The sequence below is a fragment of the Pauljensenia sp. OF14-1SRA genome (assembly GCF_027694595.1).
Taxonomy (GTDB): domain Bacteria; phylum Actinomycetota; class Actinomycetes; order Actinomycetales; family Actinomycetaceae; genus Pauljensenia; species Pauljensenia turicensis_B.
This window is the reverse complement of record NZ_JAQEVQ010000008.1, coordinates 31,025-43,707: the sequence shown is the minus strand read 5'-3', so window position 1 is coordinate 43,707 and position 12,683 is coordinate 31,025. Positions and strand designations below refer to the sequence as shown.

Annotated in this window: 10 protein-coding genes; 4 read left to right on the top strand and 6 right to left on the bottom strand. The window is 56.6% G+C overall.

All coding sequences use genetic code 11. The features are described 5' to 3' along the window. Positions 1–311: 311 nt before the first annotated feature. The 3 genes from pflB (at position 312) to pflA (ending at position 3,849) form a co-directional block, all read left to right on the top strand. Entirely contained in the window at positions 312–2,429 is a 2,118-nt protein-coding gene (gene pflB / locus PG731_RS05650; RefSeq protein WP_270772705.1) for a formate C-acetyltransferase, read from the top strand. Between the two features lie 74 nt (positions 2,430–2,503). After that, on the top strand, positions 2,504–2,755 hold the full coding sequence (gene grcA2, locus PG731_RS05645) for an autonomous glycyl radical cofactor GrcA2 (protein WP_006681276.1): 252 nt from the start codon (positions 2,504–2,506) through the stop codon (positions 2,753–2,755). Positions 2,756–2,919: 164 nt separating this feature from the next. Continuing rightward, positions 2,920–3,849: a pyruvate formate-lyase-activating protein gene (gene pflA, locus PG731_RS05640; RefSeq protein WP_270772704.1), complete on the top strand. Its 930-nt coding sequence runs from the start codon at positions 2,920–2,922 to the stop codon at positions 3,847–3,849. Positions 3,850–4,023: 174 nt separating this feature from the next. Here the strand turns inward: pflA and add are convergent, their stop codons facing one another. After that, a complete protein-coding gene (gene add, locus PG731_RS05635; protein ID WP_270772703.1) occupies positions 4,024–5,049 on the bottom strand; it encodes an adenosine deaminase in 1,026 nt (341 codons plus the stop codon). Positions 5,050–5,254: 205 nt separating this feature from the next. On the opposite strand from add, the gene PG731_RS05630 reads away from it, so the two are divergent. Further along, positions 5,255–6,157: an aldose-1-epimerase gene (locus PG731_RS05630; RefSeq protein WP_270772701.1), complete on the top strand. Its 903-nt coding sequence runs from the start codon at positions 5,255–5,257 to the stop codon at positions 6,155–6,157. 68 nt (positions 6,158–6,225) lie between these two features. Here PG731_RS05630 and PG731_RS05625 read toward each other — a convergent pair whose 3' ends face one another. From PG731_RS05625 to PG731_RS05605, 5 genes are all read right to left on the bottom strand, one after another. Next, a complete protein-coding gene (locus tag PG731_RS05625; protein WP_270772700.1) occupies positions 6,226–7,002 on the bottom strand; it encodes a 16S rRNA (uracil(1498)-N(3))-methyltransferase in 777 nt (258 codons plus the stop codon). Further along, positions 6,999–8,117 carry a molecular chaperone DnaJ gene (gene dnaJ / locus PG731_RS05620; RefSeq protein WP_270772699.1) on the bottom strand — a complete coding sequence of 373 codons (1,119 nt, stop codon included), beginning with the start codon at positions 8,115–8,117 and terminating at the stop codon, positions 6,999–7,001. The genes PG731_RS05625 and dnaJ overlap by 4 nt, the downstream gene beginning before the upstream one ends. A gap of 66 nt (positions 8,118–8,183) precedes the next feature. Further along, complete coding sequence (gene hrcA, locus PG731_RS05615) at positions 8,184–9,206, bottom strand: heat-inducible transcriptional repressor HrcA (RefSeq protein WP_270772698.1); 1,023 nt, start codon at positions 9,204–9,206, stop codon at positions 8,184–8,186. 275 nt (positions 9,207–9,481) lie between these two features. Next, the gene (locus tag PG731_RS05610; RefSeq protein ID WP_442952656.1) at positions 9,482–10,282 is read right to left on the bottom strand and encodes a DUF3097 family protein; all 801 of its coding nucleotides are present in this window, start codon (positions 10,280–10,282) and stop codon (positions 9,482–9,484) included. 259 nt (positions 10,283–10,541) lie between these two features. Then, positions 10,542–12,500 carry an OPT family oligopeptide transporter gene (locus PG731_RS05605; protein ID WP_165778168.1) on the bottom strand — a complete coding sequence of 653 codons (1,959 nt, stop codon included), beginning with the start codon at positions 12,498–12,500 and terminating at the stop codon, positions 10,542–10,544. Between the last annotated feature and the right edge of the window lie 183 nt (positions 12,501–12,683).

Sequence of the window (12,683 nt, the reverse complement as noted above, 5' to 3'; positions counted from 1 at the left end):
GAGCATAGGCATAGATAGGACTCAATACATGCGCACGTCCATTTCTTTGAGAGAGAAAAATAGTCGAGCGCGACCTCGTACTTAAAGAGCATCACACCCACGCATAGGACTAACGTCCCTATTAAAAATGTTTATTGTTAACAATCGTGCAGGTTGTGATAACCCGCACCTGTGACAAATGACCTCTGTATGGAAACCCTCACTATGTAGGTACACAATTGTTACAAGGTACCTACCGGTACACATTCGAGAATCATCTAATGCCGTGCGGTACAACGATCGTCCGCAAGCATTTATTGAGAAGAGGAACGATGACAGAGCAGACCGCTCCCAGCATCCCCACACAAGACGCTTGGACCGATTTCAAAACTGGAAATTGGGACAAAGAAATCGACGTCCGCGACTTCATCCAGCGCAACTACACGCCGTACGAGGGCGATGCCTCCTTCCTCGCAGGTCCCACCGAAAAGACGCTTCGCGTCTGGGACACCCTCGAAAAGGAGTACCTCTCCGAGGAGCGCAAGGTCCGCATCCTCGATGTCGACACCCACACCCCTGCCGACATCGACGCCTTCAAGCCCGGGTTCATCTCCTCCGACGACGACGTTATCGTCGGCCTGCAGACAGACGCCCCCCTCAAGCGCGCGATGATGCCCAACGGTGGCTGGCGCATGGTCGAGACCGCCATCAAGGAGGCCGGTAAAGAGGTCGACCCCGAGGTCAAGAAGATCTTCACCCAGTACCGCAAGACCCACAACGACGCGGTCTTCGACATCTACACGCCGCGGATCCGCGCCGCCCGCTCCTCGCATATCATCACTGGCCTGCCGGACGCCTACGGCCGTGGCCGCATCATCGGCGACTACCGCCGAGTCGCCCTCTACGGCGTCGATCAGCTCATCGAATGGAAGCAACAGGACAAGGACCGCTACGCAGACCAGCCGTTCTCCGAGCACTGGGCGCGCTACCGCGAGGAGCACTCCGAGCAAATCAAGGCGCTCAAGAAGCTGAAGAAGATGGCGGCCGACTACGGCTTCGACATCTCCGGGCCCGCGAAGACCGCGAAGGAAGCGGTCCAGTGGACCTACTTCGGCTACCTTGCCTCCGTGAAGAGCCAGGACGGCGCCGCGATGTCGATCGGCCGCCTCTCAGCCTTCTTCGACATCTACTTCGAGCGCGACCTCGCCGCCGGTCTCATCACCGAGTCCGACGCCCAAGAGATCATTGACGCCCTCGTCATCAAGCTCCGCATCACGCGCTTCCTCCGCACGATTGATTACGACCAGATCTTCTCGGGCGACCCCTACTGGGCAACCTGGTCGGACGCAGGCTTCGGCGACGACGGTCGCACGCTGGTCACCAAGACCTCATTCCGCTTGTTGCAGACCCTGCGTAACCTGGGCCCCGCCCCCGAACCGAATATCACGATCTTCTGGGATGAAAACCTGCCCAAGGGCTACAAGGAATTCTGCGCAGCGATCTCGATCGAAACCTCGTCCATCCAGTACGAGTCCGACCCGCAGATCCGCCAGCACTGGGGCGACGACGCCGCCATCGCATGTTGCGTCTCCCCGATGAAGGTCGGCAAGCAGATGCAGTTCTTCGGCGCACGCGTCAACGCTGCAAAGGCCCTGCTCTACGCCATCAACGGTGGTCGCGACGAAATGAGTGGCAAGCAGGTCGTCACCGGCTACGCCCCCATCGAGGGTGACGGCCCACTCGACTTCGACGAGGTCTGGGCCAAGTACGAAGAGATGCTCGACTGGGTTGTCGGCACCTACGTTGAAGCCCTCAACATTATCCACTACTGCCACGACCGCTACGCATACGAAGCAGTCGAAATGGCACTGCACGATTCCGAAATCATCCGCACCATGGGTTGCGGTATCGCAGGCCTGTCGATCGTTGCTGACTCGCTGGCAGCCATCAAGTACGCAAAGGTCACACCGATCCGCGACGAAACCGGACTGGTTGTCGACTACACAACCGAAGGCGAATTCCCGACCTACGGCAATGATGACGACCGCGCCGATGACATCGCCGCAACCGTCGTCCACACCGTCATGGACAAGATCCGTCAGATCCCGATGTACCGCGACGCAATCCCGACGCAGTCCGTCCTGACGATCACCTCGAACGTCGTCTACGGCAAGGCAACCGGCGCATTCCCATCCGGGCACCGCGCAGGCACCCCGTTCGCACCAGGCGCAAACCCGGAGAACGGCATCGACACCCACGGCATGGTTGCTTCCATGCTGTCGGTCGGCAAACTCGACTACAACGATGCGCTCGACGGCATCTCGCTGACGAACACCATCACCCCGTCCGGCCTTGGCCGTACAAAGGACGAGCAGATCGACAACCTTGTCGGAATCCTCGATGCAGGCTTCGTCCCGGACGATACCTGTGAAATGATTTCCAGTAACTGATCATTCTTACCGGGAGCGGGGCGCTACCGAGCCTCGCTCCGCGACCAGCCAACACCTATAAGGAGAAAATCATCATGGCAACCAAGACCTACGAAGAGCGCCTCGCAGACATGAAGCTAGCCCGTGAAGAGCGCGGCGAGTCCGATGGCCTGTACCACGCCAACATCAACGTTCTTGATCGTTCCACCCTGGAAGACGCAATCGAGCACCCCGAGAAGTACCCGAACCTGACCGTTCGCGTTTCCGGCTACGCCGTTAACTTCGTGAAGCTCACCCGCGAGCAGCAGCTTGACGTTCTCTCGCGTACCTTCCACCACTCGGCCTGATATCCGCTTTACGCTGGCGTAAAACAGATTCAGCATCTTCCGCTTCGGGGCGCGGGATTCTTCCTGCGCCCCGAATTGCGTCGGCAGCCCTTGACAATTGCGCACTCACAATGAACAGAGTGTGAACGTGCACCTCGTTCCCCTTCATTCACAATCAGGACACCATGACTGAGCTTTCCCACACCGCCCCCGTAGGCGATGGATCTTCAATCGTTCCTACCGGACCCATTGATTCCCACTCGAAGCTCCGCGATCAAGACTTCCAAGCACCGACCGGTCGCGTAGGCGGTCAAGGAGTCGCAGGCCTGGCTGAGCTGAGCGACGTGGAACGCACGGAGCGCCTGCACAAGATGCATGACGGCACGCTGGGATCCGTTCACTCGTGGGAGCTGGTGACCGCTGTCGACGGCCCGGGAACGCGTCTGACAATTTTCCTCAACGGCTGCGGGCTCCGCTGCCTGTACTGCCACAATCCCGACACGTTCTTCATGAAGAATGGAACGCCCGTTGAGATCGACGAGATCCTCGGCCGCATCCGTCGCTACCGTAAGATTTTCCGCACGACGGGTGGCGGTGTCACCCTGTCGGGTGGCGAAGCCATGATGCAGCCGGAGTTTGTTCGTCGCATCCTGGCCGGAGCGAAAGCAATGGGCGTTCACACCTGTTTGGATACGTCGGGATTCCTTGGCGCGAACTGCGATGACGCGATGCTCGACGATCTGGATTTGGTTCTGCTGGACGTGAAGTCCGGTATCCCTGAGCTCTATAAGAAGGTCACGACCGGCGACCTTCAGCCGACTGTTGACTTCGGTGATCGCCTGGCGGCGCGTGGCACGACACGCGTGTGGATTCGTTTTGTCTTGGTGCCGGGACTGACTGACGGCAAGGACAATATCGAAGCGATCGGAAACATCATCACACAGTGGCGCAATGTCATCGACCGCGTTGAGGTCCTCCCCTTCCATCAGATGGGTCAGGATAAGTGGGATTCGCTGGGCTTGGATTATCAGTTGCGTGACACAAAGCCTCCCTCGCCTGAGGCGACCGAACAAGTTCGTGATTACTTCCGCTTACTGGGCTTCGAGGTTCACTGACGCTCAGTCACTGTTCGTCCTATCGACGAGGCCTCACATGAGTCTCTCTGCTCTGCGCGTCATGCACTTTGCGGGTATTCTTTCGTGAAATGGGCGTGTGTTCACACGATTACACCTTCAACGTCGAGTTCGAACTTCGCGAAGCTCTTGCCCCCAGCGAAACCAGAAGACTAGTCAGTTGGTTGCAACAAAAGCGTCGAGCTCGCCCAGCAGGCGTGCACGCTCTGCGTCGGAAACCCAGGCGATTTCAAGAGAATTACGTGCCAGCTGAACAAGCATGTCCCTAGTGAAGCCTGCCTGGGCGGCAAGAGCGTAGAAGTTGTCGGCAACGTAGCCACCGAAATAGGCCGGGTCATCAGAGTTGATGGTGACCTTCACGCCACGTTCAAGGAGAGCCTTCACTTCCTTGTCCTTCATATCGTGGTTGTTCGCGGTGACGAACGAGTTCGATAGCGGGCACGAGGTCAAGCCGATACCCTTATCTGCGACCAGCTGAACCAGCGCATCGTCTTCCACGATGTTCGTGCCATGGTCAAGGCGCTCGGCACCAAGCTCAGTCAGCGCACGACGGATATTGTCGATGGAGCCAACCTGATCAATGTCGCAGTGCATCGTGACATGCAGACCGTTGTCCTTCGCCATCGCGAAGACTTCGGCGAACTTCTCCGGTGGATTATCGCGCTCGTCAGAATCTAAGCCAACGGCGAAGAACTTGTCCTTGTACGGCAGTGCCGACTCAAGGGTTTCTCGCGCGGATTCTGCGCTCATATCACGCAGGAAGCAGAGAATCAGGTCAGCGGAGATTCCGTCTTCGCGAGCCTTCTCAACAGCCTTGTAGTAGCCGTTGATGACAGTTTCAATCGCAATACCACGCGTGGTGTGAGCCTGGGGGTCGAAGAAGCACTCAGCGCGACGAACACCGTTCGCCTTGGCTCGTGCGAAGTAAGCGGAGGCCAGAGCCTCGAAGTCCTCTTCATCCTGCAGGACATTCATCGCCGGGTAATAGACAGCGAGGAAGGAGGTCAGGTCGGTGAAGTTGTAGCTGGCCTGAACTTCCTCGATGGTCGACTGACCGATATCGACGCCGTGCTTGGTAGCAAGAGCAAGCTTAAGATCAGGTTCAAGCGTGCCCTCAAGGTGGAGATGCAGTTCTGCCTTGGGCAGGCCGGCAACGAATTCACGCGTGACGGTGGTGGTCACGATTCCTCCTTGGTAAGAGTGTGCGACGAAAGTGTTATCCGCCCATTGTGTCACGGCCGAATGACGAACATCTAGCCATTGAACAAATTGGTAGAGTGACAGTTCGTGCCTCGTCAATCTACTTCCTCACTTTGTCACTTGTCGCAACTAAGCTTGATTGCATAAGCGCGCTAGTTCACGCATTCACCAACCGTCAGGAGCACCTATGCCTACCCGTCACGCGTCCGGTTACGAAATCCTTCTTTCTTCTGGCGAATACGAGGCTCGGATCGTTACCGTCGGCGCCGGACTCGCCTCGCTGAAGTACGCAGGGCGCGACTTAGTCGTCGCCCATGACGCGGATGAAATTCCCGAAGGCTATTTGGGGAAAACGCTGATGCCTTGGCCGAACCGTATTGCTGGAGGAGCATACACGTGGGAAGGCGTCACCTACACGGTTGACGTAAATGAAGCTGCAACCGGCTCAGCATTGCACGGTCTGATGACCTGGGTTGACTGGACGATCATTCACGCTGACTCTGACTCAGCAACACTGGGAGCATTCATCGCTCCCCGCTACGGCTACCCGTGGCCGATTGAAGCGTGGGTAACCTACGCACTCAGTGCCTGCCGTGGTCTAACCATCACTCTAGTGGCAAAGAACGTCGGCTCCACACCCGCCCCATATGGCGTTTCATCCCACCCCTACCTGTCGCTCGATGGCAAGAAGAATGATGGATACGAGGTTACGATTCCAGCCTCTGAGATCATCCAAGTCGACCAGAACATGGCTCCCATTAAAACGATCCCGGTAGGCGATCTTGAGCGTGATTTCCGCACTCCGCGCCTACTTGGCTCACAATCTGTTGACCATGCTTTCACCGGTTTGCCCGAAGGTGAATGGACCGTTCAACTGCGTGATCCGGAAACCGGATTGACGGTTCAATTGAAAGCTGACACCCCGTGGGTTCAGGCATTCACTGCTGATTCCATGGGACGAACCGGCATCGCCGTTGAGCCAATGACCTGCCCTCCGAATGCCTTTAATTCAGGCGAGGATCTCATTGTGCTTGCCCCTGGCCAATCCCACACAATGACCTTCACGATCATCGGTTCGATCGAAAGCTGAGGCTTTAACCCATAGAAGCACTGGTGGCCGACAGTATGCACTGTCGGCCACCAGTGCACATGCTCGAGTTACAGGCGTCCAAGCGTCGCGCTTAAGAGCGTCGCTCCCACGGCTCCAGCCGTCGACGAGCGAAGAACATTTGCGCCAAGACCAACCAAAGACGCTCCAGCGTCTTGAAGCCAGTCCACTTCTTCGCTCTTCATTCCGCCTTCTGGGCCAACCACCAGCGTCAAACTTGACGCTGCGGTGAACGACGTGGGATCACTGGCAATGATTGAACTCAGCGATTCGGTTGCTTCCTCGTGACAAATGAAAACCTTGCCCCCGGCTTTTATATTTGCTTCAACCCATGTGGCGAGCGCTTTTGAGTTGGCAACGTCGCCGACGCTGGGGATCCACGCTCGTCGCGCCTGCTTAGCGGCCGCACGAACGACGGATTCCCACTTCGCTTTACCTTTTGAGGCTTTTGGACCGTTCCACCGGACAACCGAATACTCAGATTGCCAGGGAATCACTTTATCAATCCCGATTTCGGTGCAGGCTTCAATCGCCTGTTCGTCTCGTCCAGCCTTTGCAAGCCCCTGAACAAGAATCAGTTGGGGCGTCGCCTGAGGTTCGATCACACGCCGATCAACACGAAGATCAAGACCTTTCTTCGAGGTGGAGAGAACCTCGCACGTGAGCCTCGTACCGTGGCCATCCATCAGGTCGATCCACTCACCTACTCCGATACGCCGAACGGTGGCCGCGTGATGGCCTTCAGTTCCTTCAAGCGAGACTGTATCGCCCGCATCCAACTCGCAGGGGACTAGGTCGCCCTCGTAAATGAAAACGGGACGTGTCATTGGCCGGTGAACGCTTCACGGATCTTGTCGAACATCGACGAGGGACGGCGGTCTGGTTCGATACGCGTCTCCTTGCGAAGATCCGCAAGCTGCTCCAGAAGGTCACGCGAACGATCATCAAGTTTCTTCGGGATCTCAACATTCACGTGGACGTGCAAATCACCGCGACCAGAACGCTGCAAACGACTGACACCCAAATTCTTCAGTTCAATATCAGCATTCGGCTGAGTACCAGCCGGGATCTCGACGTGTTGCGCACCGTCGAACGTATCGAGGTCAAACTTCGTCCCCAAAGCAGCCGTTGTCATCGGGATCGTGATCCACGTGTGTAAGTCATCGCCTTGGCGGACGAAAACATCATCCGCCTTCTCGTTGATCTCAAGATAGAGATCACCATTCGGACCGCCACCGGGGCCAACTTCAGCTTCGGAACCAACCCTGATACGAGTTCCTTCGTCTACACCGGCGGGAATATCAACCGTAATCGTACGACGCGAACGAACACGCCCCTGACCGGCACATTCATGGCAGGGCGATGCAATAATCGTGCCATACCCCTGACAGGCCGGGCAGGCTCCACGCGACTGCATACGGCCAAACATCGTGTTCTGGACGCGCGTCACCGAGCCCGTTCCATTACACGTCCCGCACCGTGTGGGCTCAGTATCGGGAGCACACATTGAACCATGGCACGAATCACACAGAATATACGTTCCGTATGAAACTTCCTTCTTCGCGCCGAAAACAGCGTCCTTCAAGGAAATCTCCACGCCGATCAGCTGGTCGGAACCACGACGAACGCGAGGCACCGGCCCGGAAGCTTGACCGGAGAAACCAGAGAACATCGCATCAAAGATGTCAGAAAACCCGCCACCAGCACCACCAAATGGTGAACCACCACCACGCACGGCATCCGGCCCTCCAAGGTCATACATTTGACGCTTCTGGGGATCTAAGAGCGTTTCGTAGGCAACAGAAAGCTCTTTGAAAGCCTCTTCTGACTCGGGTCCAGCGTAGTCAGGGTGTAGCAAACGCGCTTTCTTGCGATACGCCTTCTTAATCTCGTCGGCAGTCGCATCCTTTGATACGCCAAGGACCTCGTAGTAGTCGTTCACTTCTCTTCGTTCCTTATGTTCTTTCGTGTGATCACCGCATCGGCGGTGAAGCTCATGGGAGGCAATCTAGCGATTCAAGTACCGCGAAAGATAGGCAGCAACAGCCCTGACAGAAGCCATCGTTCGCGCATAATCCATGCGAGTTGGGCCAACAATACCAAGGTGAGCACGCGTATTACCGCTACGTGCAGGCGCATGGTACGTGGAAGCCACAACCGATGCTTCAGCAAGCGCGTCATGTTCATTTTCCGCACCGATTGAAACATGAACATCATCATCAAGCTGCAGTTCAGAGAACAGGCGCATCAGTACTACCTGCTCTTCCAAAGCGTCTAAGACCGGCGCAATATCATGGAAGTCAACTGCTCCTCTGGCAAGATTCGACATACCAGCCATGACGATCTTCGATTCACCACTGGGGCGAAGGAGATGCGCAATGCTCTGGGCAAGAACATCTGCCACATCATGCAAACGCGTTTCAAGAAGCGCCTTCAGGGCCTCGACGCTACCGAGAATCTCATCGGGGCCAAGAGCTGAAAAAACAGCATTGAGCTTCTCGCGAAGAACCGTAATATCTCCGCTACTCAACTGCGTACGAAGCTCAATAGTGTCCTGAGAAACGCGTCCGGAATCGGTCACGACAATGACCAGCACGCTGCTTGCAGCAAGATCAACGATCTCTACCCGCTTCAGCGTCTGCAACGTCAACGTCGGATACTCAACAACAGCCACCTGATGCGTTACTTGCGCCAGCAGACGCACGGTTCGGACAACCACATCGTCCAAGTTCAATGAGTCCTCAAGGAAATGCTCAACAGCACTGCGTTCCGGGCCACTCATCGGTTTCAACGCGGACAGGGAATCAACAAAAAGTCGGTAGCCCTTATCCGTGGGAACACGACCAGCACTGGTATGAGGCTGATAGATCAAACCAGCTTCTTCCAACAGAGCCATGTCATTACGAATCGTCGCAGAAGAAACACCTAAATCGTGCGACTGAGCAATCACCTTTGACCCCACGGGTTCACGGGTGTGCACGTATTCAGTGACGATCGCTCGAAGAACGCCAAGCCGACGATCGTCGTTCATGTGTCCTCCGTTCCAAGCGAAAACTGACGCGGAGTACCACGCGCTATCGAAGCCGTGATGTGAAGGATCGGTTTCGACACGAATCTGGCACTCGCTCTATCTGAGTGCCAATTCTACTCCCTGCCCATCAAAGCGCCCAGCCGAAGTAACGAGCACAACGTTGGCGCTACCTCTTCACAACGGGCAATACTCAAGCAAAGCCTTTGCTGACAGTCCCGGCCTCGTCACTACGAAACAATGAATGGCGGTGGAACTATCCCCCAACTGCGCAGACGCTAACGAGTACCTGGTTCAGTGACAAAATCAATCAGCTCTTCAACGCGCCCCAGCAGAGCCGGCTCAACGTCCTTATAATTGCGGACCTGGGCGAGAATTCGCTTCCACCCCATCGCAATATCCGCTTGATTTGCATGCGACCAGCCCAGCGCATCGAGAGTGCCATGCTTAATATCCGTACCTCGCGGAATATCCGGCCAGCGCGTCAGCCCCAGGCGAGCAGGTTTCACGGCCTGCCAAATATCCACAAACGGGTGACCAACAACCAGCACACCGCTAGACCAACGCGACTGAACACGCTGGGCAATCCGCGACTCTTTCGACCCCTCTACAAGGTGATCGACCAGAATACCGGCGCGAACTTCATCAGACGGTCCGAAGACTTCCAGGATCTCTTCAAGATGATCCACGCCCTCAAGCAACTGGACGACTACTCCCACTTCTGCCAGATCATCGCCCCACACGTGTTGGACGAGCTCCGCATCGTGGCGACCCTCAACCCAGATCCGCGACTGCTTCGCTATCTTCGGGACCCTCTTCGGCCCAGCAATCGAACCCGAGTTCGTCACCGCACGCCCACCGTGGGTAGTCAACTGAGGCCTGAATGTGGGCACGTCAGATTCGTGAGGGCGAGGCGGTGCAAGCGTAACGGGACGGCCCTCCAGCCAGAAACCGCCACCGAGAGGGAAGGACCGGACTGCCCCTCGCCGATCTTCTAATTCAACGACGTGCATACCACCCGATTTTTCAACGCGAATAACAGCACCAACCCAGCCTGTTACCACGTCCTCTAACACCATGCCCAGTTCAACCGGGATTTCCTGCGAACGCGGGCGAGGCGCATGTGGCCCATCACGGTGCGGGTCAAAGCTTAAAATATCCGTGCCATACGGGTCGAACGAAGTCGAATATGGGTCGAAGCGGTTTTCTTGGGACATCACTCGACCACACTAAGCAAGATTGCAAGGCAGTGCCTGCACGAAACGCAGGTGCCCGGCACCCCTAACGGGCACCGGGCACCTTAGCGCGCAATCACCAGAACGCATTAGTTCACGTTGATCACTTCAGCGTGTCCTTGCGGGTCTTGGAGTACAAGAAGCCGATCACACCAGCGAAAACGACCAGGCCGAGCCACTGAGCAACTCCCGCGAACGAATCAGGCATGAACGCAAGTGGTGCGTCCTTACCGGAGAAGCCGACGATACCGGCGTAAACGACGCCCCAGAGGGACTCACCGACGATCAAACCGGTGGCAACCAGGGTACCCATGCGCTTTGCCTTCTCGGGATCCTTCTGCTTGGCGGCCCACTTGTCGTGGACCATACCGAGTAGCGCACCGATCGGAATAGTCAGGGTAATCGAGATCGGCAGGTACATGCCCATGCCGACAGCCAGACCGGGAAGTGACATCTTCTTGGTGGTCTTCTTCAGGACCTCGTCAATGATGATAACGACGATGCCGATCAGTGCGCCGATGCCCAACAGATTCCAGTTCAAGTCTCCGCCGAAGACGCCCTTAATCAGATCAGAGATCAGAGAGGCCTGCGGAGCTGCAAGAGCGTTTTCGCCAGCGCCCGGAGCGCCCTGGAAACCGAAAGCGTTGCCCATCAGGTTCAGAACCGGCGGAATGATGATCGCGCCGAAGAGAACGCCGATAACCAGAGCAACCTGCTGCTTCCACGGGGTTGCACCCACCAGCTGACCGGTCTTCAAATCCTGCAGGTTATCGTTCGAAATCGTGGAGATACCGAAGACAACGGCTGCAGTGAACAACGTGTAGGCAACCAGGGCGGACAGTTCGTCACCGGATGCGGTGCCGTGAATAGCCTTCACAACCAGGGCAGCTGCGATAGCGACGATGATGCCGACACCGGAAATCGGCGAGTTGGAGGCACCAATCAAACCCGCCATGTAACCGCAGACGGATGCAACAGCAAGCCCCGTAATCAGGATAAACAGGATCGAAATGATGATCAGGCCCAACGAGTTGTGTGCAATGGCGGTGTCTTTTAAGAACAGCCAGAGCAGAACACCGATCGGGAGCATCACTGCAAGGGTCACGCCGATAACGATCTTGCCGGACAGGTCCTGCTCGGTCAGCGGGACAGTTTCACCCGACTCGCGCTTCGCAGTCGATGCAAGCGAATCCTTAATACCGATGACGATGGGGCCGATCAGCTTGATCAGCGTCCACACTGCTGCAACAGCAATCGCGCCAGCGCCGATCAATCGGACTTCAGAACGGAAGACGGTACCAACCGTGTCAGCAAGAGCCGAGGGGTCAACAATTCCCCAGGTCCGCCACGGTAGCAAGACGATGTACGAAATCGCCAGGCCGACGATCATTGCGATACCCACACCAATGCCAACCAGGTGTCCAACACCGATCAGGGCCAGCGAGAACGAAGCCGAAGCCATGGTGCCACCCGCACCGAACTTGAAAGCGGTGCCGATTTCGGTGCCGAGAACCTTCATTGAGCCGAGGATGGCAAAACCAGCTGATGACAGACCGCCCCAGATAATGGCGAGCAAACCACGCTTGGATTCTTCGGCACCTTCGTTGGTATCGCCAACCTTCAGAACCTCGGCGGCAGCGACGCCTTCGGGGTAGGGGAGGTCAGAGTGCGTGACCAGTGCGCGACGTAGCGGGATCGAATACATAACGCCGAGAATGCCACCGAGAGCGATGACAAAGACCGACTGCCAGTATGGGAAACCTTGCCACCAACCGACCATGACGAGGCCAGGGAGAACGAAGATGATCGCGGACAGTGTGCCTGCCGCGGACGCGATCGTTTGAACGATGTTGTTTTCTTGGACCGTATGGTCTTTGAAGTAACGCAGAATTGCCATCGAAATGACGGCCGCGGGGATGGAGGTTGCGAAGGTCAGGCCCGCCTTCAGGCCGAGGTATACGTTCGCTGCGGTGAAGATGACGGTGATGATGCCACCGATAATGACGCCTCGCAGAGTCAGTTCCTTCAGCGACGTCCCCGTCGATTGTGTTGTCTTGGGCATATAACCGGACTCTCTACTTAATAGAATGTGCCGACGGGAGTTTATCACCGCAAGATTTCTCAGCAAATTCGGCAAACCTTTGTCATTATTGCAGTTCACGTGAATGCTCAGCCTCTAGTTTCGCCGACGAGACAACGCGATGGGACTACAGGCTGGATTCGAATGGAAGCAAAAGCGGGTGAT

What these genes read in the sequence shown, in the direction of transcription:
- PG731_RS05605 (WP_165778168.1), bottom strand. Translation starts at nt 12,500, where the DNA reads ATGCCCAAGACAACACAATCGACGGGGACGTCGCTGAAGGAACTGACT.
- PG731_RS05630 (WP_270772701.1), top strand. Translation starts at nt 5,255, where the DNA reads ATGCCTACCCGTCACGCGTCCGGTTACGAAATCCTTCTTTCTTCTGGC.
- pflA (WP_270772704.1), top strand. Translation starts at nt 2,920, where the DNA reads ATGACTGAGCTTTCCCACACCGCCCCCGTAGGCGATGGATCTTCAATC.
- hrcA (WP_270772698.1), bottom strand. Translation starts at nt 9,206, where the DNA reads ATGAACGACGATCGTCGGCTTGGCGTTCTTCGAGCGATCGTCACTGAA.
- pflB (WP_270772705.1), top strand. Translation starts at nt 312, where the DNA reads ATGACAGAGCAGACCGCTCCCAGCATCCCCACACAAGACGCTTGGACC.
- grcA2 (WP_006681276.1), top strand. Translation starts at nt 2,504, where the DNA reads ATGGCAACCAAGACCTACGAAGAGCGCCTCGCAGACATGAAGCTAGCC.
- PG731_RS05625 (WP_270772700.1), bottom strand. Translation starts at nt 7,002, where the DNA reads ATGACACGTCCCGTTTTCATTTACGAGGGCGACCTAGTCCCCTGCGAG.
- PG731_RS05610 (WP_442952656.1), bottom strand. Translation starts at nt 10,282, where the DNA reads ATGGTGTTAGAGGACGTGGTAACAGGCTGGGTTGGTGCTGTTATTCGC.